Below are 18644 nucleotides of genomic sequence, written 5' to 3' on the forward strand. Positions count from 1 at the left end.
GTGCGTGCTATTGTCTCCAGTATGGATAACTCTTCGTCGAGGTGGAGCTGATGGCGGACGACGTTGACAGCGCCGACGGATGGGGCTCGAGTAGTTCTGACCCGCCGGACACGGGGGAGTCGGGCGACGCCGACAGCGCCGAAGGATGGGGAGAGAGCAGTCCCGACCCGCCCGAAACAGGCGAGCCCGGGGACGCAGACAGCGCCGAAAATTGGGGCACGAGCGACCCTGTTGATTACGACGACTCGGGCGGCTCTGATACGAGCAACTCTAGCAGTGGCGACTCTAGCGGCTCAGACGACGGCGGCAGCGACGGCGGGAACACGTCGGGCTCAGACAGCTCAATCGACCCGTCAACCCCGCAGGGTCCCACCGGGACGCAGCCCGATGGCTCGGACCCGCCGAGCCAGGACGACGAAGGTAGCCCCCTGAATACGGTCCAACCATGGCCTCCAGCCCCTCCCCAGGATGGAGGTGGCACGGACACAGGCTCGGCCGGGCAACCCGACGGTGGCTCGAGCAGCGCTGACCCGCCGGAGACGGGCGAGCCGGGCGACGTCGACAGCGTCGAAGGATGGGGCATGAGCAGCCCTGACCCACCGGAAACGGGCGAGCCGGGAGACGTCGACAGCGCTGAAGGATGGGGCAACCCGCAGTTAACACCCGAGCAGGCCGCAGCAAGCATCGCACAGGACGTTGACGGCGTCTCACAGAACGACCTGACGTTCGTCGACGGCGAGTTATCGAGGGGGTCACAAGAAGAGCTCGGGCAGGCTGCCCTCGAGGACTCGCTGGGACAGCAGACCGCGCAAGACCTCCAGATCGGCGAGGACTTCACGTACGACATGGACACTGGAGCGGCAGAACTCACGCCGTACGGCGAAAAGGAACTCGCGCGTCAACAAGTCGAAGAGTTCAACATCGGAGACCTCGAGGCCGGTGAGGATTTCGAGGTGACGTACAACTCGGACGCCACGGGGAACGCATCCGGCGACGGAGAATCCGGGGAGAGTCCTGTCGATGTATCGCTCACGGAGTCTGGGCAGGAGGCGGTCGCGCAAGCACAGCAGAACCTGCGCGCGGGCGCTGCGGCGGCTACGTCCGGTAGTGGAGAGATGGCCCGCGGGACGGACGCGACGGACTTCGGTGCGTTCGATGACGCGATCTCCCGCGTGGAGCAGGCGGTCGAATCGGAGAATCAGGGGATGGACGCCGGCGAGGACTTCACCGTCGGTATCATCGAATCGGGAGAGTTCACAGCAACTCAAATATCTGATGACAGCCCGAACACGGCTGTAGAGAATCCACCAGGAACGCCGCGTTCTCGGGCTGGTGCAACCGGAAACATCGGCGACAATCTTCCAGAGTCCTCAACGGCAGGGTCTAGCGAAAACGTCACTGGGCTCGCCGGGTTCCTCAACCTCGACGCCGACACCGTCCGCGAGGCAAACACCATGTCCGAGGACGCCATCGACACGACAGTCGCTCTCTTCGCACAGGGCGAGGACGTCGGACTTGACACGGACGTGACCGATGCCCTCACCAAGAGCGGCGGACTCCTCACCGAAGAGGAAGAGGCAGACCTGCGAGACCGCGCCCAGAGGCTGGAGGACGAATACGCGTTCATCGGCGACACGCTCGAAGAAGAAGTGACCGAGCTTACCGGCAGCGAGAACGCCGGGAGTATCGCCCAGGGCGTAGGCACCATCGTTGATCAGGCTCCCGCGAACGTTGACCGCGCCATCCTGCTCGGCGAGACCGGGATTGAAACCGCACAGAACGCGCCCGAGGTTGGCATCCCAGAGACGCTGGGGGCCGCCGCTGGAGTGACGGAAGTCTTCGCCAGGCAGATGACGGAGTCTGCAAAAGAAAACCCCTACCAGCTCGGCGGTGAGATCGTCGGCGGAGCCGTAATCGGGACGGCCGCCTTCAAGGGCATCGAGACGGCGGGCGACATCCGTCGGAGTGCTACATTGTCCACCGACGGCGAGGTCGATTACAGTGAGATTACAGACGAACACGGCGCTCAGGGTGACCTTCCACAATTCGAGACAGGGCCGGGAGCGCCGACCCGGGAGGCGGTGAGCGAAGTTTCAGAGCGTGCCGCCGACCAGCCCCAAGTAGTCTCTGAAGCAGGTGATTTCGGCATTCCCGAGGCGGCCGGATTCCGGATAGGTGAGATTACCGCACCGCGAGTGCGTTCTGTAAAAGACGCCATTAACCAGCCGCTTTCGATGGGGGAATCTCTGGGATACCGTGCTGGAACTCAGACGAGAAACACTATTCAGACGGTTGAAGACGCGGTTTCCCAAGACTTCGAAACGTCCAGCATGCCCTTCCCGTCGTCCTCACGGCCGACGCAGAAAATCACCGAACCGGCCGGGGACCTCGTAGAGAGTTCACAGCGCCGCGCAACTTCCGCCCGAGATATTGTTGACCGTCCACTCGATGCTGCAGAAGACGCGGGGTTCCGTGTGGGGGAGTCCGTCGGCAGAGGCGTTCAGACTGGTCAGAACCTCGTTGACCAGCCGCTTTCGGCAGGCGAATCTCTGGGGTTCCGTGTGGGGGAGTCCGTCGGCAGAGGCGTTCAGACTGGTCAGAACCTCGTTGACCAGCCGCTTTCGGCAGGCGAATCTCTGGGATTCCGTGTGGGAGAGTCCGCCGGCAGAGGCTTGAATCTCGCTAAAACAGTTGCCGGTGAGAAGAAGGCGAGCTTATCAGACAGCGCGTTGGGGGAGCGTGTTAGGTCTCAACTGCAAGCCGTTGACGGAACGATATTCGAGCCGGCCGAACAACTCGGTCGTGACGTCGGCGAGTCCATCGGCGAGTCTGTCTCGGATATTGAGGCTCGTCGTGATAACCCCCGTCCGCTGAGTAGTGTTCTCTATCACGGCACGCAAGCAGAGTTCGACGCTGATTTCGAAGTGGGTGAAGGTGCATCCGAGCTGCCGGGATTATTCACTTCGCCTGACGCAAGCCCGATTGCGTTACAAGGGGCAGGAACGGGCTGGCCATCGCCGACGCTGAAACCGCGCCTACCTAGCATCGGCGGGAAGAGCGACCGGTTCGTCGGCCTGCCCGGAGACGATGTTCGCGGAATGCCCGAGGACGCAACCGGGGCAGGCTACGCTGTCAAGCAAGGAGACGAGGTCGTCGAGTCCGGGCTCGGGCGTGGGGAAGCGAAAGCAAAAGCGAGTGACATGGATGACGCGGAGGTGGCTCCGGACCCCACGACCAGTGGATACGAGTTCCTGACGGAGAACGCAGAAGCGGACGCGGCGTACGTGCGTCCCGAAGGCGGGAGAACAACTGAACTCGAATCTATCTTCCCGCCGGAAAGCGAGTTCACGAAGACAGGGACTATTGGTGTCCGCGTCGGGCGAAAACAGATTCCGGGAACAGACGTCGATGTCCCGGGAACGGGGCGAAAGGTTCCGCTTGATCTGTTCGAGCGAGCGGACCGTTCTGCGGGCGACAGTTCGCCCGGTCCGTCGCTAGAGGCCCTCGATGAAGGTGGGACCACGACAGCAGTGCGTGTCAGCCGAGACCTCGACCGCCTCGGGGACGGCGATGGGTCGGCGGCTGCTGGCGGCGCATACACTGGGGGCGCCGCAACTGCCCTGATTTCGGGTACCGAGCGAACGAGCGACACGGTTAGTGGGCCGCAGGGAACACCAGCAACAGGGTCGGAGGGGAGCTCCGTCACCAACGACGGAGAAAGCGTGGGTTCGGGGTTCGGAGAACCGACCGGTTTTCCCTTCGAATTCCTTTCTAGCCCACCGAGTAGTCCGGGGTCTTCGGGCAGTCCCGGCGGTTCAGGCTCACCAGGCGGCCCTGGTGGTTCTGGTCCTCCAGGGTCGCCCAGCAGTCCCGGTAGCCCAGGCAGCCCCGGTAGTTCTAGCACCTCCAGCATTATTGGCGGCTCTAGTGCACCCACCAATCCATCGTCACCGAATTCCCGCGTCGACCGTGATGACGATCGGAAGAAAAAGAAGGAACAGAACGCCCTCAGCATTATCGGCGGGTCGGATACCTACTCGTACGGCGTTGAGAGTGCGGGTAGCCTCCTGTTCGGCGACTCTTCGTCGTCCTCGTCGTCACGGTCGGAGGAGGGGATCGATGATCTGCTATGAGTCGCGACAATCGGCTCGTCCGGAGCGGGCAAGCCATCGAAATCGCGTGGGCGTTCGCCGTCCTAATCGCGGCGGCAGTCATCTACGCCATCTTCAAGGAGGTGTTCGTGCCGATGCTCGACGTCTTCCAGAAGCATTCACCGACGCAGTCGCTCGACACCGGACTCGCGTGGACAGCGACGATCTTCAACAACTTCCTGCTCATCGTTGTCGTGGTGTCGGTCCTGGGACTGATCGCGCTGGCAGTCTACCAGTCGCGGGGGTACTAGCCTAATGGGACGCCTCGTCGATCTGGTGATGCTCCTGATTGCGATTTTGATGTTCCTCGTACTGCAGTTCATCGGCGGCGCAATGCTGGATCCGATTCGGGATGCCATCCTCGCAGAAGGCGTCGCGAGCAGCTACGGGGCTGCAGAGAGTTTCGGCGGGATGATCGCGGTTGTGACGAAGTGGGCGCCACTGACGGGGCTCTTCGGAACAATCCTCTTGGTCGCGTACCGTGAGTTCCGCCGGCAGCGTATCACGGCCTCGACGGGGGTGCGCCGATGACCCGGCAGCGAACGATTCGCGCGGGCGCACTCGCTGCGGTCGTGCTCGCAGTCTTGGCGGCGTCGGCGCCGCCGGTCGCGTCGACGGACGCTGCGGAGCTCGTGCAGGCGACCGATGACTACGTCGTGGGCTCCAAGCATGATACGGCAACGGATCTCCAGAATGCGCAAACGCTGACGAACCTCGTCGTCGACGGCAGTGGTGGAGCCGCTGACCTTCGTCTCGACTCTGGATACACCTATAGTGTCGTTGAGGATTCGGGTGATGGGGCGGCTGAGGGTAGCCGGACGCTGGCCGGCGACAACAACGACGGAGAGCCATTCACTGTTGAGATGCAGACAGAATCAACGAGGTCCGGCACGGTCTCGAATCTCAGTGTGGACGTCGTGGATACGTTCGGGGAATCCTATGGCATGACTGTCGATATTTATGCTGTCCAGGAAGCCCCCGACGGCTCCACCGGTGAAGGCACACTCCTCAAGGACAACTGGGAACCTGCATTCTCCACCGGAACGCAGACAATCCAACTCGACTCGTCGTTGGACGTCGAAACCGGCGAAACGTGGACTATCGAATTTGTCACCACGAACACGGACGCAGAGACAAGTGGAGATAACGACGACCAGCTCCGCATCGGCACCGACGACGATTCCGGACTAACGGACTGGTACTGGAACCCAGAGAGTGGGTTCGTAGATAGCGGTGGCGCGCTCACGTTCGGTTTCAGCCAGCCAACGTCCGCGACGTATCTGTCCCAGCAGCACAGCGTCACGGGCGGCGAGCAGGCGATGATCAATATCACGTCGCTGAGTGACGCGTCAATCACGGCGACGGTGCAAACCGATTCAGGAACGGTCCTGAACCAATCGACGCTGTCGTCAACGGGTTCCCATAGACTCTCGCTGGCCAGTTATAGTGGCGACACGGTGGAGGTGAAATTCGAGGTGGATGTCACCGGGTCGAACCCAGTGCTTGAGCTGGCCGACGAGTCTATCCTGTTCACTAATCACGCCCCGGAAGCAAGTAACCTCTCGCCACAGAGTAATGCACAACTCTCTGAGTCTTCAACTGAGTTCAGCGCCGATATCTCCGACAAGGAGTTCCCGACAGCACAAGGGGACTCTGTCACGGCCGAACTCTTCGTGGATAATCAGTCGGTCGGCTCGAAGACCGTCACGAGCAACCAGACAGTCACAATTACAAAGGAGTTGACCGAGGGCGGGGAGCATACGTACCACTGGAAGCTCTCGGACTCCTACGGCGAAGTGACATCGACGAGCACGCGCACACTGTCAGTGCCGTCGGAGGTGACGGTCCGGTCCGTCGTTGGCAACCACTCGATCATCGACAACCAGTCGATGAACATCTCAGCACGCCTCTACAGTGGCGAGCTTATCTTCCAGCGGAACGTCTCGAACGGACGAATTGATTTGTCGAACGTCTCGGTCGACCGGGAGTACATCCTCTCCGTGCGAGCAGATGGATACTATCAGCGGACGATTATTATCAGCAGTATTTACGAGCAGTCCACTATCTATCTGCTGCCCACAGATACAGAAGCGGTGCTTGATGTCTTCCGGCTGAACGACCGGACCGGGAAGTATCCGACTGAATCCTCGAAGCTCGTCATCAAACGCGCACTGAATACGACAGATGGTGGCTTGGAATGGGTGCGAGTCGCTGGAGACTACTTCGGGGCTGCAGGCCAGTTCAAGGTTCAGCTCCAGCAGGACCGCCGATACCGTCTCGTCATCTCGAACTCCCAAGGCGACACGCGCGTGCTCGGGCACTACTCGACCGACATCGCTGAGACGGTCGTCTTGAATCCGGTGCCGGTTGGCGTGTCCCTCGATGTGAACGCGTCGACGTACAACTGGGATGCAGTACGGCAGAACGACACGATCTCGTTCAGCTACCACGACCCGAAGAATGAGACGACGCAGCTGCACGTCTCAATCTACGAGCAGGGCAACGCGAGTAACGTCGTGTTGAACCAGACGTATCTCAACGACCCGTACGGGACGCTGAGTGTGACGCAGCCACTGACAGGGACTCAGACGAACGCCTCCTGGGTGGTCGAGTGGAGTGCCGAACGGAACGGTGAAACGATCTCTGGGAAAGTGATGACGTCGTCGCCGCGTGAACCCCTGGTGCCGGAGCTCGCCGATTGGATAAAGCACTCACTCTCAATTACCGCTGTCATCATCATCGGCGGGCTGTTCACGCAACTGAATGCCGCCGTCGGTGGGGTGACGACCGCAATCGTCGGTGGCGGGTTCTGGTTTGCCGGCTGGCTACCCAATGCAGCGGGCGGAGCAATCGCAATCGCGTTGCTGCTCTCAGTGCTGGTGAAGGGAGCGCAAGCAAGAGGGCTCTAAAATAATGCCATACAAAATTTCGATGTGGATCGTGCTGTTCCTCGTGTTTTTCAACGCGGGGGCTGGACTGCTGGCCGTGTCTGGGACGGCGGAGTATCTCGGCGTGCAGCCGAATCCGGGCGGCGGCGAAGCGCTCGCTGGCGCGACGGACAGCACACAGAACTTCCAGACGGGGCAGGGTGGCGGAGAAACGCTCTTCACGCTCTACAACACGCTCAGTGGGACGTTGGAGAGTATCTTCAACGCCATCTTCCCCGGGGCGGCGATGATGAAGAACGTCGGCGTGCCAGATTACCTGGTGAACTTCCTCTTCACCGGACTGGCGTTGATTCCCGGCTATGACCTGATCCTGTTCCTCAGGAGGGGGTAATTTATGGCGTGTGGAGACTACGGCGGCCAGTGGCTGCAGGCGATTGCAGGCGACGGCATGCACATCCGCGACCTGATACTGTGTGGCTATCAGTCCCAGGTCGGCGGCCCGTTCTTCGCGGCGGTCGTCCTCCTCGGGATGATCAACCTCCCGGTCTACATTCGGACGCAGTCGGCGCTCCTGCCGACCGTCATCACGTTGATCGTTGGCGGCGTGTTGCTCGTCGAGGTCGCGTCGGTCGCGCAAGCAATCATCGTGGTGATGCTCCTCTTTGCAATCGGGTTGGCGCCGGTGCTCCTCCTCCGGCGGATACAGCGATGATGGACGTCGTCATGTTCGCACAGATTGTCGCTGCGTCGATTGTCGGAACGGTCTGCCATGAGACCGCGCACGCACTCGCTGCGGTCGCTTTGGGGAAGTTCCATGCGTTCGACGTTCGAAACTGGGAAGTGCATTGGCGGTACGCTGGCGGCACGGTCAGCGACTACGCGGTCGCGGCCGCCCCGCTCGGCATCGGACTGCTCGCGCTGCCAGCCGCGATACTCGCGTTCGGCGGCTTACCGCCGCTCTGGTTCTGGCTCGGCTGGGCGTGGTTCACACTCGTCGGCGCGCTCTCTGGAGATTTCCAGTTCGCCGCAGTCGAAGCGAGTCGCTAGGGGTTTTAGAAGGGCGGGCTGAAATTACGGCCCATGCCTAGTGGGAAGCCCGCACACATCCAATTACGCGGCACGAGTCTTAAGAGCACGGACTATCCGAGCGAGCAGACACTTCCAAGTGACGCCGAGGAAGCGTTAAAGGAGGTTGATTTTGAGACGCCGGGAATGCGTGATGGGGCGCGAGCCCTCTTGCGATATTGGGAGGACGCGCACGGGAATCTCTCAGAAATCGCGCGACGGTCCGACTGGAGTCCGCCCCACATCCGCCGTGTCTACCAGCAGTATTTCGAGAGCACTCCCAGCGACGAGGAGAGTGAAGGTACGTCAAACTCACCAGCAGACGTGTCGGTTGATGATCTCCCCGAGGAAGCGCGCGAGCTCTACCGGCAGGGGTATCGTGACGGCTTCGCAGATGGCTTCGAGGACGCAAAAGAGCTGCTCGACGACACCAGCCAGCCGGAGGAGTAACAGCACCGCGAACGGGCCTGCCGGCCTGCTAGCTTGCCCTCGGTGAGGAAAACCTGATTGTGAGTGAGGGACAATTAGTCGGCCGTCGCGATAGCTACTGGAATCCAGAAGGATGTGGGTAGTCCTCCGACTCGTCACTATCGTCGAACTCAGAATTCAGTCGCTCCGTTTCCTCCATCAGAGACTTAATCTTCGGCCAGTATTCGTCGGACTCTTTCGCATTATTCAGATACTCACTCGACATCTTGGTCGCTTTTTTGTAGCGCTTGGCATCCGCTTTGGCTGTGATTTCCTCTGTCCGGCCACAGTTGTGCAGGTAGCATAGTAATCCGCTGTCCCAAGCGGAAGGATTGGAATAAACCAAATTGTTAGCCAGCGCCGCGCTCTCGTGTAGTGGTGGTAATTTGATGACTTGCAGCCTTGGCAAGTGTAGTAGAAACTTGGGCCAAATTCCTTCGTTCGTTTAGGCCATCCGAATATGATGAAACCAACCATTAGTCCGCTCTTAATGTGGCGGGTAGTTTATTGTACCGCTATTCATACGGTATAGATAATGGCAACTGACAACGATACAAGCGAGACCAAGGACGACGGCAAGTCCACCAAAAGATGGCAAAGGTGGAAGGTAGTAACGCTTGGATTAGGAGCTATCGCAGCATTTCTCGGAAATCTCTACCTGGGCACCGCGGCGGCGATCGGGTACGCTCTCGGTGCAACCGTCATTTATTTCATTGTCGCTGGCGTCGGGACCAGAGTCTACCGGAGCAACGAGTGGATGCAACTGGGACTAATTCCTCCACGCGTATACGCAGGCATCTGTGTCGTCAGCGGAGCAGCCAGTATTCCGGTAGCCATCGCACTATTAAGCAACGGCGCAGGCGGCTTCGTGATGATGTATCTACTCTTGGGTGGGATTGCGTTTATCGTCCAGATTCTCCGCCGCGGTATTAGTCGAGTCCGTAGGGGCAACCCCACAGATTAATTCTCCAAGATTACAATCCATTCACTCCCGGGATTTTAACGCGGAGATCATTACTATCCGTAAATTTACGGTGAAACAGTCCCCGGGAATTATAATACTGCTTAGCATAGCACCCGGCTGTTGTGTGACACAGGGTAACAAGGTCGCACTAACGAGGGTGGAAACTAGGGCATGCATGCAAGTGAAAGTAGAGCGCAGATAGAGAATCGACGCTCGTGGGGTAGGCAGCGCCTAAGAACTCCTGTCACGCGAGTTAACGGCCAGTTTCACTTTCACCGTCCATTTCAGACTATCCTTCATTACGGTCCGCGAAAAGAATCACGTATGGCTCGCGTCGAGATTGACGCCCACGACAGCGACGACCGCTGGCGCTGGGTCTGCCCAAACGGACATTGCAGCTGGGAGCCCACGAACCACCACTTCTGGTGCCGGCAGTGCGCCAGCTCGCACGCGGACGTCGACCCAGAGTTCAGCGAACTCGTCGACGCCACCACGAGAGAATCCTACGCGCGCGACGAAGTGAAAATCAAGGACTACCGGAGGAAAACGGCATGAGGCTATTCCTCCAGATCTTCGGCATCGAGTTCGCCGTGGAGATACGCACGACCTCGGTCAGTGATGTAGTAAAACCCCTCTCCGTCCTTCGCAAGAAGATCCGCGTCGAAAAGGGCTCGGCAACGGTCGCTGATGTAGTTGCGGGTGTAATCGAGGTTCTTCGACAGGACAGCAGGGGTGAGGGTGAGACCGGATTCCTCGAAGGTTTCGAGGATACGGTCGTCTGCTTGGGTCATCCAGTCAACCCTCGGTCGTCGCATACCGGAAGTTCAAACGCCGCTACAAAGATTGCACTGGTTGGGGTGATGGACAATTGAGTTTTCACAGCTATAGATGTGAGTACGCACGGATAGATTTAATAGGTTACGACTGTAAGGGTGGATTACACCATGACCTGGGCGTTAACCTGCGTCTACTCGGTAAGAAAAGCCGACTGGACGCCTGCTCCCAGCAGGCGCCCAGGTTGTGGTCGCAAAACCGTATGTACACAAACGAACTCAACCGGGTTAAATCGCCCGGCCTGAACGCGGCACAGACGCCGTCCAGCGCGCCTGCACCGGATCAGATTGGAACCCTGGCTGGTGCAGACACGCTCCCAGTGACGGCGACCAACCAGAGCACCCGCAGTTACGCAGGAGGTGGTCGGTGTGTCTAGTTCTGCGGGCCTCCCTCAAAACGATAGTGGGTCGGGCTGTCCGGTCTGCGGCGCCGGCGTCCAGCACATCGAGACGCAGGGGCCGGGCGAGGTCCGCGCGCAGCCCTGCGGGCACGCTATCGGCCACATCAGCGTCCGCAACATCCTGGGAGGCGACCAGCCATGAGCGGCGCCGACGGCGCCACGAAGGACGCGCCGATCTCGAACTACGAGTGCGTTCGCGGCCCGCGCGAACTCACGCGCGACGAAGTCGAGATGGCGCGCACCGAGGACGGTGACGCGGCGACGCAGCCGTTTTTCGCCATCAAGCGCGAGGACGGCTACGTCGGCCACGACATCGGTAGCAACAGCCCCTCGCCGAAGATTCGGGTGCTCTACGTCACCGCGGACGGCCGCCGTAGCTTCACGCGCATGCACGACGCCGAGGAGGTCGAAGACGGCGACGCCGACCACGCATTCGTCGGTGGCTTCCCGGCCGTCCTGCAGCGCACCGAGGGCGCTGGCTTCCAGACTGCTCGGAAGAGCATCGCCGGATTCCGCGACCTCGTCGAGGAACTCCACCAGGTGGACCCATGACAGTAGACACATTCAGCTGCGGGCACTGCCCGCGCGACGACTTCGACTCGTTCGACGACCTCCGCGAGCACGTCGAGGAGTGCTCTGACGACGATGGTGGCGAGCCCTCGCGAGAAGCGCCGCCACTCCTTGCCGACGGCGGCCCCCAAACTCGGGAGTGCCCGGACTGCGGACTCATCACCGAACGCACCAACCTCGTGCTCACCGAGGACGGCCATCACGTCTGCCCCGACTGCGGAAGCATCATCCAGACGTACAGCGCGCTCCGCGAACCGGGGCCGCACGTCCTCGTCATCGCGACCCAACGCAAGAGCAGCGCAACCGCGCACCTACCGAGTGAGGACAACCCGCTCGTCCCGCGCTGCGCGGACAAAAACCGGATGTCGGACGCGAACTACAAGCCGGTCCTCAACTCCCGACTCGCACCGAAGTTCTCGCTGTGCAAGCACTGCGACCCCAATTACAAAATCGAGAACGAGAACACGGGCGAGCAACTCTCCGCGAAACTTCGGAGCCTCGAAATCGACGAGGAAGACGACCTCATCGCCGACGGCGGTACCTCACAGGTCGACGTGGACGCGCACCACGCTGCCATCAACGACCGCCTCGACGACGCCATCGAAGCGCTCGAGGAGCACGACGACCGCGAAGAGGCGAGGTATCAGATGCGGCAGGCTGGACAGCACGCTGAAGCGCTCAACTACCACTACGAGGGCGATTACGAATGACGAACTCAGACACGACGACCGGGAGTGATGGGTCACACGGAACTACCGAACACACAGTCATCGAGGCGGAGTGCCTCGAAGATAACTGCGACGAGCTGGAATCGGTGACGCACCTCGAACACGCACGCACCGACCGCCAGACCGAACTCGTCCTCGACGCCCACGTGCAGGCCGCACGCCTCCACGAGGAAGAAGCCGGCCACGAGTTCAACGTCAGCGTGGACACCGGCACTCCGAGCGAGATGGAAGCGCTCTACGAGGACCTGACCGGCGAGCGTCTGGTTGCCGACGGCGGCACTGAGCAAGAGACGGCAGCAATTCTGCAGTACAGTGCGGCGAGCGACGCGGTTACGGGTGATTCAGCATGAGTAAGAGCGAAAAGCAGGCTCGTCTTCTCGGCGGGCCGTCCGGCGATTCGGCATCGATTTCGGCCAACGGCCGCCTCATCCGTCCGGCGCTCGAAGTCCCGGACTGCGTCGTCGACGAGGCAAAGATTCACTTCAAGACCGACGGCGTCCACATCCAGGCGGTTGACCCGGCGAACGTCTCGATGTGCCGGCTCGACATGGAACCTAGCGCGTTCAACGACTACGACGTCAACGCCGACGACGAGCTGCTCGCCGGCCTCAACATCACCCGGTTCACGGACAACCTCTCGCACGCACGCCTCGGCAAGCGGACGAACGACCCGGTGGAGATCGACATCGACGAGACACGCACCATTATCGAAGTGTCGCGCGACTACGACTCCGCGACCGTCCACTACGCCGACGAGCAACTGAACATCGACACGGACGCCATCCGTCAGGAACCGGAACTGCCGGACCTCGACCTCAGTGGCGAGGCTGACGTCGGCATCGACGCGTTCGTCGACGCCATCAAGCACCTGAACGGCGGGAACGACCACGCGACGCTCCAGTACCGCGACGGGTCGCTCGTCATCACCGGCGACGGCAACGAGGACAGCCCCGTTGACTGGTCGTCGGCCGTCGAGTTCGAAGACACGGCCACGGTCGATGACCCTGACGACGAGCGTGTCCGCGCGAAGTACTCGATGAGCTACCTTCACCCGATTGCGAAGGCGCTGAAGGCGACGAAGGCCGACGAGATGTCGCTGACCTGGGGGACCGAGTACCCGCTTATCATCGACTTCGAGCGCAGTATCGACGAGGAGACCGCGTACACGGGCTCGTTCATGCTTGCTCCCCGTATCGGGGATGGTGCGTAATGTCGGGGAGTGAGCAAGAGAGTGCGGAGATTCCGCGCGTGATGGTCGACATCGAGACGCTCGGGCTTGAACCCGGGTCGGCCATCCTCAGCATCGGCGCCGTCGAGTTCACTGCGGACGGGCTCGGCGACGAGTTCCACCGCGAAATCAGTCTCAAGTCTTGCCAGGCGGCTGGCCTAGAGATCGACGCCGGCACGCTCGAATGGTGGCTCAGTCAGGACGACGCCGTTACAGGCGTCCTCGCAGGAGGCGGTGAACTTGGTCCGGTGTTGAACGCGTTCTACAACTGGTATCCTGACGGCGCCGAGGTGTGGGCGAACAGCCCGTCGTTCGACTGCCGTCACCTCGAAGCTGCGTTCGACGCCGTCGGGATGACCGAGCCCTGGGAGTACTACGACGAGCGCGACGTCCGGACACTCAAATCGCTGCCCATCGCTGCGAACGTCGAGATGGACGGCAACGAGCACGACGCGCTCGACGACGCCAAGCATCAGGCACGGTTCGCCGCAGCGACACTCAGGAACCTCGACCACGCGACCAGCACGGAGGTGCTACAGGATTGAGCGATACAGATGCTGCTAGCAAGCACCTCGTCGCACGCGTCGAGGAGCTCGTAGAGCCGGAGCCTGACGGCGTTCAGAACGGCAACAGCAAGGTCTGGACCAGCAAGCGCCGTCTCCGTGCTGACTCTAACAAGCCGAAGTTCGACTTCGAGAAGGAGGACGTCGAGACGCTGCTGGACGAGCTCCGCGAGCGCGGTGAGATCGTCTCGTGGTTCGGGCTTGTCGCGCCGGCGACCGACGACCACCTGGAGGTACTCGTCGAGAACGAGGCGATGGCGGACAACCCGCGGCCGATGCTCATCTCGCAGTGCAACATGCTGCGACAGGGAGGTGTTGAGGCGTGAGCGATACAGCAGAGTCTGCCTGTCACGTCTGCGGCGAGGTCGTTCCTGTGGATGGTACGCACGCCATGCGGCGGTTCGGGAACGTTCTCTGCCGGGACTGCAGTGACAAGCCCGTTGTCTTTGAGGTTACCTGCGAGAGCGGATTGTGCGACTGGTCGCACCGCGTCGAAGGCGAGGAGTTCAACCGAGGCCACCTGAAGACGCGCGCCCAGCAGGAAGCGAACGAGCACGAAAACTGGAAGCGTATCATCAACGACAATCCGTGCCACACTACGACGGTCAGGGAAGTTGACAAGCCCGAGCTCGTCACCGACGGTGGCGAGGAAGTCGGGCAGGCAACTGCTCAACGGCTCCCCTGGGGAGAGATCACGGAGGTCTGCAACTGGGCCTCCGGCATCCTCGTCGGATTCGTCTTCTCCAGTGTCGTCGCCGTGGAGATTGGGCAGAGGCTGGCCGCCTCGGGACTGACCCATCCGGCAGTTCTGGCAGGCCCGGTACTCGCCTGGATGGTCGCCTTCCACTACGGAGCCACGATGATGCGCGAGAAGGAACTGAGCGTTGACTTCGCCATCGTCGCCGTAGTCTACGGCGGTCTCGCGCTGTACCTCGGGGTGCTACAGGCATGAGTGAACGAGACGGACGGGGAGATCATCACCTCGACGAGCGCGAACCGCTCGCATTCGTCTACGACGGCGAGACGCTGCTCGCCGTTCTCTACGACCGACGGATGGTCGCTTCCGTCACGGGCAACGAAGACGCCGTAGGGAACGCGTTCGGCGTCGGCTCAGTGGAGGTCTCGTTAACACCGCGCGGTGAGGAGGTGATTGCTCGTGCCTGAGGGAGACGGCCGTGCAATCACTCGGTCAGTCAACTCCCACAGGAAAGTGCGGTCTGACGGCACTCTCGTTGTCGTCAAAACAGTCTACTATCAGGTCCGAGAAGAACAGACTGGCTATTGTCCGTTTTGCGAGTCAGCCGATGGCGTAGAAGCAACGGACGACGTGATGTTGGAGGACGGCGGCGAGCAGACAAAGTACCGCTGCGAGTGCGGTGCGAGTGGTGCGAACACGTGGGAGTGGCGGGCAGGCCAAATTGAAGAGGAGGTGTCGGACGGTGGCGAGTGAGGACTTCGACCGCGGAGACCGTCAGAGTGCTAGCTCCGAGAAACGCATCAAGCACGCCCGCGTCACCGTCACCATCTGCGACGGCTGCAACCGTCCCAGCCGGAAAGGATGGCGCTGCGAGTGGTGCGGAAAGGACCTCGCGGGCTCGACTACTACGGAGGGCCGGATGTCATGACGGACATCTCACTCCAGCGGTGCCCAATCTGCCAGGCGGGCCCTGTCGAGGTCGAGCGCAAGGAGGGCATCATCGTCGCCGATTGCGGCTGCATGCTCACCGAGCTCCAGGTGCGCCGCCTCGCCGGTGCCTCAAAGCAGGAGGTGGCCTCGCTATGATTGGCAAGATTTCGGGTGAGATTAGCGGGACTTTTAACCTGCTGGCCTCGAATGGAGTCAGTAAGACAGAGAAGCCACTACGAGAACACAACGTCGGACCGCAGAAGGTGATGGGCCACAGAAGGACCATCACGACTCTGGACAAGTCACCCTTCTGCGGCGAGGACCTTAGGTTTAACCCATCACAGCGGGTGCTCTATTCCTCGCGACGTCCTCGGGCGTCCGTCCGGCAGCCACCAGCACGGAGGAAGCCATGAGCATGCCCGACACCACCACCGAGACCGTCGCAGAAGCAGAAGAACAGTTCGAAGACGGCGACATCGCAGCCGCCTTCCAGACGCTCACCGCCGAGGTTGAGCGCCTTCACGAGGAGAAGAACGAGCTGGAGGAGCGCGTCGATAACCTGGAAGACGAGCTCGACGAGCGCGCACGCATCGATTGGGAGGGACCCAATCCGATGGACCTCTCGATCACCTCGACAGAGGCAGGCAACGTCGTTAGACCGTTTCACGCCATCGGGAGCAAAGCCGACAAGGATGACGTGGAGTTCCTCGAGGAACGCGTCCAGCGAATCGAAGATGGAGAAGCGGAGGTTATCGTTCGCAACGAGACCGGCTACGACCCGCTTCCCATCGAGTCGATGATTGCCCAGCGCCAGTCCGGAACTGGCGGTCTGACCGCCAACGAGGAGCGGGCAACCATCATCTTCCCTTCGTTCTACGCGAAGGCAGAATCCTGGGGCGGTGAGCTGAAACTCGACTCTGATGGTGTTCGGAACATCCTCGGAGAAAAGACGGACAAGCCCGCGAATGACTGGAACACGAACACCATCAAGCGCACGATGCGCCAGCTGGCCAAGGCGACCTCCGAGAAGGACGAAGGAGAGCGCAGCGCTCGCGATGACGACAACCTTCTCACCCTGAGAACGGGGAAGAAGCGTCTCCAGCTGGTCGCAGATCGCGACGAGTGGCTGGAGTTCGCGGACGAACGGAGTGGCGACTGAGCGACGATGACGCGATTTAGCCCGTCCTGGTGGACGATGTCGGGGTTCGATTCCCTGACGGGCTCTCTGGGACAATCCCGCTCTGCCGAGTGGGGAAAGCCCGGAACGCCCGCCCGTCATTACGGTGTCGTAATGACGCGCGGAGAGAAGGCGTAACGACGACTGTCCGGCCGAAGAAGGTCTGACACGAGTTTCGCGCGTTTCGGTGGTGTTTGGTTGGGTTGGTTAGTGGTGAGTAGACCCACAACACCTTCTTCTTCACCTTCTTCTAAGCGTCTTACAGAGTGAAACAATCCTGTAATTCATTACGTCATTCCTGCACCCGTCATTACGACAGCGTAATAGCGGCCTCGTCAGTTCGTGTCGACTTTCTCGATGGTCTCGCTGTCCATGTTGACAAGCGACCTCGCGAACTCCGGCGCACGGTCGGGGTGTGACTCGACGAGTCCGTAGTACCACTCGCGGCGTTCACGCGGCAGCTCCAGAACATCCTCGTCGTCGAGGCGTTCGTAGTCACCACGTTCCTCGCGTACCTGTGGGAAGAGGACTTCTTGCCCGTACTCGACGGCAACGCGCTCCTGCCAGTTCGACACTGTCCCCTTCGTCGAATCCATCTTCTTCGCGATAGCAGAATCCGTGTACCCCATCTCCGACCACGCAATCGCCTGCGCTTCGACGTCACGGACGTCGAGGTGGCGCTCAAGATAGTTCGCACGGCGTTTCGCGTACCGCTCTTCTTCCTGATCGTCGTCCATGCCTGTCTCGTATCGTTCCAGTGGGTGAAAACTCGGGACTGAGGGGTCAGCGTAAGACTTCGACGACGAGAGAATAGCGGTTGTTGTCAGACCGGCTTCTGCTCTTGCTGGCGGTTGCGTGCCTCCCGCATTTCTTCGAGGATGCCGGGCGAGGCACCTTCGAGGCCGGAGCGGAGCGCGAGCCGGATGATGTCGGCTTTCTCCATCTCGCTGGCGTCCTCGTCGCGGTCGAGGTCGTCAAGTAGCGCTCCCGCGATTTCCTCGCGACGCGCGTCGTCTTCGTCGAGGACGTGGAGGAGCGCGGCCATGTTCGTGTCCCAGACCGAGATGGTCTTCGTGATGTCGCCGTCCTCAACGTCCTCCATCGCGTCTGCGATTAGGTCGGCGAAGTCCTTCTGTGAGCTCTTCCCCTCGGCTTCGAGGCGGTCGCCGCCGCCGCTCACGCTCTCTTCTTTCATCTCGTCCAGTTTCTCGCGTGTTTCTTCGTCCATATTATCGGAGCCTCGTTAGGAGTTCCGCGGCGTTTTCACGGAACGCTTCTCGTGCTTCCAGTCCGGTCTTGCTGAGTTCGTCCTCGTCAACGTCGAAGAGCGTGCAGCCGCGCGCTGTCGTGTTCTTGATAGCCTGGGACTGCGGTACGACGCCGGGCGCGACGAGGTCGCCGAACTCCTCCTGGAGTTCCTCGAGCATGGTTTCGTCGAGGTTCGTGCGGCGGTCGAACATGTTGGCGATGAGCATCTGCAGCTGGACGTCGACATCGTACTCGCGTCGAATCTCCGTGGCGTCACGCTGGAGCGCGCGCGCCTGTTTGATTTCGAGTGACCCGAGGAGGACGGGGCTGATGACGTCCTGTGTTGCCCAGAGGCCGTTGTAGCTGACGTTGTTCGACAGGCCGGGGAGGTCGAGCAGGATGATGTCGTAGCGGTCGGTTTCGTCGACGGTGTCGTCGAAGAACTTGCGTAGGCGTCCGTACCGCTCTTCGGGATCGTCCACCTGGCCGAGGTTCCCGTCGAGAGCGTCGAGGGTGGGGTGCGCGGGGATGATGTCGACGCCTTCGTCGGTCTCGTAGACGAGTTCGTCCAGCGCTGCTTCAGGACCGCCGACGAGGTCGACGATGTCCGTCCAGTTCTCCTCCATCGTCGTAGTGACGTTGGGGGGTAGGTCGTTGTCGTTTCTCGATGTCCTCGCGAACGGCCTCGTGGATGCCGTAGATGCTGCCGAGGTCGTCTTGCTTGCCTGCGAGG

27 protein-coding genes are annotated in these 18644 nt (G+C 61.0%); 24 read left to right on the forward strand and 3 right to left on the reverse strand.

All coding sequences use genetic code 11. The annotated features are described in order from the left end of the window. Nucleotides 1-50: 50 nt before the first annotated feature. From GJ634_RS03065 to GJ634_RS03185, 24 genes are all read left to right on the forward strand, one after another. Nucleotides 51-4133: a hypothetical protein gene (locus tag GJ634_RS03065; protein ID WP_157500452.1), complete on the forward strand. Its 4083-nt coding sequence runs from the start codon at nt 51-53 to the stop codon at nt 4131-4133. Beyond that, nucleotides 4130-4402 (forward strand): hypothetical protein, encoded by a 273-nt coding sequence (locus GJ634_RS03070; RefSeq protein ID WP_157500453.1) that lies wholly within the window; start codon nt 4130-4132, stop codon nt 4400-4402. The genes GJ634_RS03065 and GJ634_RS03070 overlap by 4 nt, the downstream gene beginning before the upstream one ends. 4 nt (nt 4403-4406) lie before the next feature. Continuing rightward, complete coding sequence (locus tag GJ634_RS03075; protein ID WP_157500454.1) at nt 4407-4682, forward strand: hypothetical protein; 276 nt, start codon at nt 4407-4409, stop codon at nt 4680-4682. After that, the gene (locus tag GJ634_RS03080) at nt 4679-7060 is read left to right on the forward strand and encodes a hypothetical protein (RefSeq protein WP_157500455.1); all 2382 of its coding nucleotides are present in this window, start codon (nt 4679-4681) and stop codon (nt 7058-7060) included. Before GJ634_RS03075 ends, GJ634_RS03080 begins: the two co-directional genes overlap by 4 nt. 31 nt (nt 7061-7091) lie before the next feature. Continuing rightward, nucleotides 7092-7430 carry a hypothetical protein gene (locus GJ634_RS03085; RefSeq protein WP_157500456.1) on the forward strand — a complete coding sequence of 113 codons (339 nt, stop codon included), beginning with the start codon at nt 7092-7094 and terminating at the stop codon, nt 7428-7430. A gap of 3 nt (nt 7431-7433) precedes the next feature. Then, a complete protein-coding gene (locus GJ634_RS03090; RefSeq protein ID WP_157500457.1) occupies nt 7434-7751 on the forward strand; it encodes a hypothetical protein in 318 nt (105 codons plus the stop codon). Then, entirely contained in the window at nt 7748-8086 is a 339-nt protein-coding gene (locus GJ634_RS03095) for a hypothetical protein (RefSeq protein WP_197425372.1), read from the forward strand. The genes GJ634_RS03090 and GJ634_RS03095 overlap by 4 nt, the downstream gene beginning before the upstream one ends. Before the next feature lie 33 nt (nt 8087-8119). After that, on the forward strand, nt 8120-8554 hold the full coding sequence (locus GJ634_RS03100) for a hypothetical protein (protein ID WP_157500459.1): 435 nt from the start codon (nt 8120-8122) through the stop codon (nt 8552-8554). A 553-nt stretch (nt 8555-9107) separates the two neighbouring features. Beyond that, nucleotides 9108-9536: a hypothetical protein gene (locus GJ634_RS03110; RefSeq protein ID WP_157500461.1), complete on the forward strand. Its 429-nt coding sequence runs from the start codon at nt 9108-9110 to the stop codon at nt 9534-9536. Nucleotides 9537-9860: 324 nt separating this feature from the next. Further along, a complete protein-coding gene (locus tag GJ634_RS03115) occupies nt 9861-10091 on the forward strand; it encodes a hypothetical protein (RefSeq protein ID WP_157500462.1) in 231 nt (76 codons plus the stop codon). Continuing rightward, on the forward strand, nt 10088-10408 hold the full coding sequence (locus GJ634_RS03120; protein ID WP_157500463.1) for a hypothetical protein: 321 nt from the start codon (nt 10088-10090) through the stop codon (nt 10406-10408). Before GJ634_RS03115 ends, GJ634_RS03120 begins: the two co-directional genes overlap by 4 nt. Before the next feature lie 330 nt (nt 10409-10738). Next, the gene (locus tag GJ634_RS03125; RefSeq protein ID WP_157500464.1) at nt 10739-10912 is read left to right on the forward strand and encodes a hypothetical protein; all 174 of its coding nucleotides are present in this window, start codon (nt 10739-10741) and stop codon (nt 10910-10912) included. After that, nucleotides 10909-11322, forward strand: a complete 414-nt coding sequence (locus GJ634_RS03130; protein ID WP_157500465.1) for a hypothetical protein — start codon at nt 10909-10911, stop codon at nt 11320-11322. Before GJ634_RS03125 ends, GJ634_RS03130 begins: the two co-directional genes overlap by 4 nt. Beyond that, nucleotides 11319-12050, forward strand: a complete 732-nt coding sequence (locus GJ634_RS03135; protein ID WP_157500466.1) for a hypothetical protein — start codon at nt 11319-11321, stop codon at nt 12048-12050. Before GJ634_RS03130 ends, GJ634_RS03135 begins: the two co-directional genes overlap by 4 nt. Beyond that, complete coding sequence (locus GJ634_RS03140) at nt 12047-12418, forward strand: hypothetical protein (protein WP_157500467.1); 372 nt, start codon at nt 12047-12049, stop codon at nt 12416-12418. Before GJ634_RS03135 ends, GJ634_RS03140 begins: the two co-directional genes overlap by 4 nt. Then, nucleotides 12415-13278: a hypothetical protein gene (locus tag GJ634_RS03145; protein WP_157500468.1), complete on the forward strand. Its 864-nt coding sequence runs from the start codon at nt 12415-12417 to the stop codon at nt 13276-13278. Before GJ634_RS03140 ends, GJ634_RS03145 begins: the two co-directional genes overlap by 4 nt. A 41-nt stretch (nt 13279-13319) precedes the next feature. After that, on the forward strand, nt 13320-13841 hold the full coding sequence (locus GJ634_RS03150) for a 3'-5' exonuclease (RefSeq protein WP_197425373.1): 522 nt from the start codon (nt 13320-13322) through the stop codon (nt 13839-13841). Next, nucleotides 13838-14185 (forward strand): hypothetical protein, encoded by a 348-nt coding sequence (locus GJ634_RS03155; protein WP_157500470.1) that lies wholly within the window; start codon nt 13838-13840, stop codon nt 14183-14185. Before GJ634_RS03150 ends, GJ634_RS03155 begins: the two co-directional genes overlap by 4 nt. Continuing rightward, complete coding sequence (locus GJ634_RS03160) at nt 14182-14811, forward strand: hypothetical protein (protein WP_157500471.1); 630 nt, start codon at nt 14182-14184, stop codon at nt 14809-14811. The genes GJ634_RS03155 and GJ634_RS03160 overlap by 4 nt, the downstream gene beginning before the upstream one ends. Further along, complete coding sequence (locus tag GJ634_RS03165; protein ID WP_157500472.1) at nt 14808-15023, forward strand: hypothetical protein; 216 nt, start codon at nt 14808-14810, stop codon at nt 15021-15023. The genes GJ634_RS03160 and GJ634_RS03165 overlap by 4 nt, the downstream gene beginning before the upstream one ends. Next, entirely contained in the window at nt 15016-15309 is a 294-nt protein-coding gene (locus tag GJ634_RS03170) for a hypothetical protein (protein ID WP_157500473.1), read from the forward strand. The genes GJ634_RS03165 and GJ634_RS03170 overlap by 8 nt, the downstream gene beginning before the upstream one ends. Further along, a complete protein-coding gene (locus tag GJ634_RS03175) occupies nt 15299-15484 on the forward strand; it encodes a hypothetical protein (RefSeq protein ID WP_157500474.1) in 186 nt (61 codons plus the stop codon). The genes GJ634_RS03170 and GJ634_RS03175 overlap by 11 nt, the downstream gene beginning before the upstream one ends. After that, nucleotides 15481-15642, forward strand: a complete 162-nt coding sequence (locus GJ634_RS03180) for a hypothetical protein (protein ID WP_157500475.1) — start codon at nt 15481-15483, stop codon at nt 15640-15642. The genes GJ634_RS03175 and GJ634_RS03180 overlap by 4 nt, the downstream gene beginning before the upstream one ends. A 253-nt stretch (nt 15643-15895) precedes the next feature. Further along, on the forward strand, nt 15896-16645 hold the full coding sequence (locus tag GJ634_RS03185) for a hypothetical protein (protein ID WP_157500476.1): 750 nt from the start codon (nt 15896-15898) through the stop codon (nt 16643-16645). A gap of 353 nt (nt 16646-16998) precedes the next feature. Here GJ634_RS03185 and GJ634_RS03190 read toward each other — a convergent pair whose 3' ends face one another. The 3 genes from GJ634_RS03190 to GJ634_RS03200 all read right to left on the reverse strand — a co-directional run. After that, on the reverse strand, nt 16999-17400 hold the full coding sequence (locus GJ634_RS03190) for a hypothetical protein (RefSeq protein ID WP_157500477.1): 402 nt from the start codon (nt 17398-17400) through the stop codon (nt 16999-17001). A gap of 86 nt (nt 17401-17486) precedes the next feature. After that, entirely contained in the window at nt 17487-17891 is a 405-nt protein-coding gene (locus tag GJ634_RS03195) for a hypothetical protein (protein WP_157500478.1), read from the reverse strand. A 1-nt stretch (nt 17892) separates the two neighbouring features. Continuing rightward, nucleotides 17893-18644, reverse strand: a 752-nt coding sequence (locus GJ634_RS03200) for a ParA family protein (protein WP_157500479.1), incomplete at its 5' end; no start/stop codon positions are given.

This window comes from Halobacterium sp. CBA1126 (genome assembly GCF_009741975.1).
In the GTDB taxonomy this organism is placed as follows: Archaea; Halobacteriota; Halobacteria; order Halobacteriales; family Halobacteriaceae; genus Halobacterium.

What these genes read in the sequence shown, in the direction of transcription:
- GJ634_RS03065 (WP_157500452.1), top strand. Translation starts at nt 51, where the DNA reads ATGGCGGACGACGTTGACAGCGCCGACGGATGGGGCTCGAGTAGTTCT.
- GJ634_RS03070 (WP_157500453.1), top strand. Translation starts at nt 4,130, where the DNA reads ATGAGTCGCGACAATCGGCTCGTCCGGAGCGGGCAAGCCATCGAAATC.
- GJ634_RS03075 (WP_157500454.1), top strand. Translation starts at nt 4,407, where the DNA reads ATGGGACGCCTCGTCGATCTGGTGATGCTCCTGATTGCGATTTTGATG.
- GJ634_RS03080 (WP_157500455.1), top strand. Translation starts at nt 4,679, where the DNA reads ATGACCCGGCAGCGAACGATTCGCGCGGGCGCACTCGCTGCGGTCGTG.
- GJ634_RS03090 (WP_157500457.1), top strand. Translation starts at nt 7,434, where the DNA reads ATGGCGTGTGGAGACTACGGCGGCCAGTGGCTGCAGGCGATTGCAGGC.
- GJ634_RS03095 (WP_197425372.1), top strand. Translation starts at nt 7,748, where the DNA reads ATGATGGACGTCGTCATGTTCGCACAGATTGTCGCTGCGTCGATTGTC.
- GJ634_RS03100 (WP_157500459.1), top strand. Translation starts at nt 8,120, where the DNA reads ATGCCTAGTGGGAAGCCCGCACACATCCAATTACGCGGCACGAGTCTT.
- GJ634_RS03110 (WP_157500461.1), top strand. Translation starts at nt 9,108, where the DNA reads ATGGCAACTGACAACGATACAAGCGAGACCAAGGACGACGGCAAGTCC.
- GJ634_RS03115 (WP_157500462.1), top strand. Translation starts at nt 9,861, where the DNA reads ATGGCTCGCGTCGAGATTGACGCCCACGACAGCGACGACCGCTGGCGC.
- GJ634_RS03120 (WP_157500463.1), top strand. Translation starts at nt 10,088, where the DNA reads ATGAGGCTATTCCTCCAGATCTTCGGCATCGAGTTCGCCGTGGAGATA.
- GJ634_RS03130 (WP_157500465.1), top strand. Translation starts at nt 10,909, where the DNA reads ATGAGCGGCGCCGACGGCGCCACGAAGGACGCGCCGATCTCGAACTAC.
- GJ634_RS03135 (WP_157500466.1), top strand. Translation starts at nt 11,319, where the DNA reads ATGACAGTAGACACATTCAGCTGCGGGCACTGCCCGCGCGACGACTTC.
- GJ634_RS03140 (WP_157500467.1), top strand. Translation starts at nt 12,047, where the DNA reads ATGACGAACTCAGACACGACGACCGGGAGTGATGGGTCACACGGAACT.
- GJ634_RS03145 (WP_157500468.1), top strand. Translation starts at nt 12,415, where the DNA reads ATGAGTAAGAGCGAAAAGCAGGCTCGTCTTCTCGGCGGGCCGTCCGGC.
- GJ634_RS03150 (WP_197425373.1), top strand. Translation starts at nt 13,320, where the DNA reads ATGGTCGACATCGAGACGCTCGGGCTTGAACCCGGGTCGGCCATCCTC.
- GJ634_RS03165 (WP_157500472.1), top strand. Translation starts at nt 14,808, where the DNA reads ATGAGTGAACGAGACGGACGGGGAGATCATCACCTCGACGAGCGCGAA.
- GJ634_RS03180 (WP_157500475.1), top strand. Translation starts at nt 15,481, where the DNA reads ATGACGGACATCTCACTCCAGCGGTGCCCAATCTGCCAGGCGGGCCCT.
- GJ634_RS03185 (WP_157500476.1), top strand. Translation starts at nt 15,896, where the DNA reads ATGAGCATGCCCGACACCACCACCGAGACCGTCGCAGAAGCAGAAGAA.
- GJ634_RS03190 (WP_157500477.1), bottom strand. Translation starts at nt 17,400, where the DNA reads ATGGACGACGATCAGGAAGAAGAGCGGTACGCGAAACGCCGTGCGAAC.
- GJ634_RS03195 (WP_157500478.1), bottom strand. Translation starts at nt 17,891, where the DNA reads ATGGACGAAGAAACACGCGAGAAACTGGACGAGATGAAAGAAGAGAGC.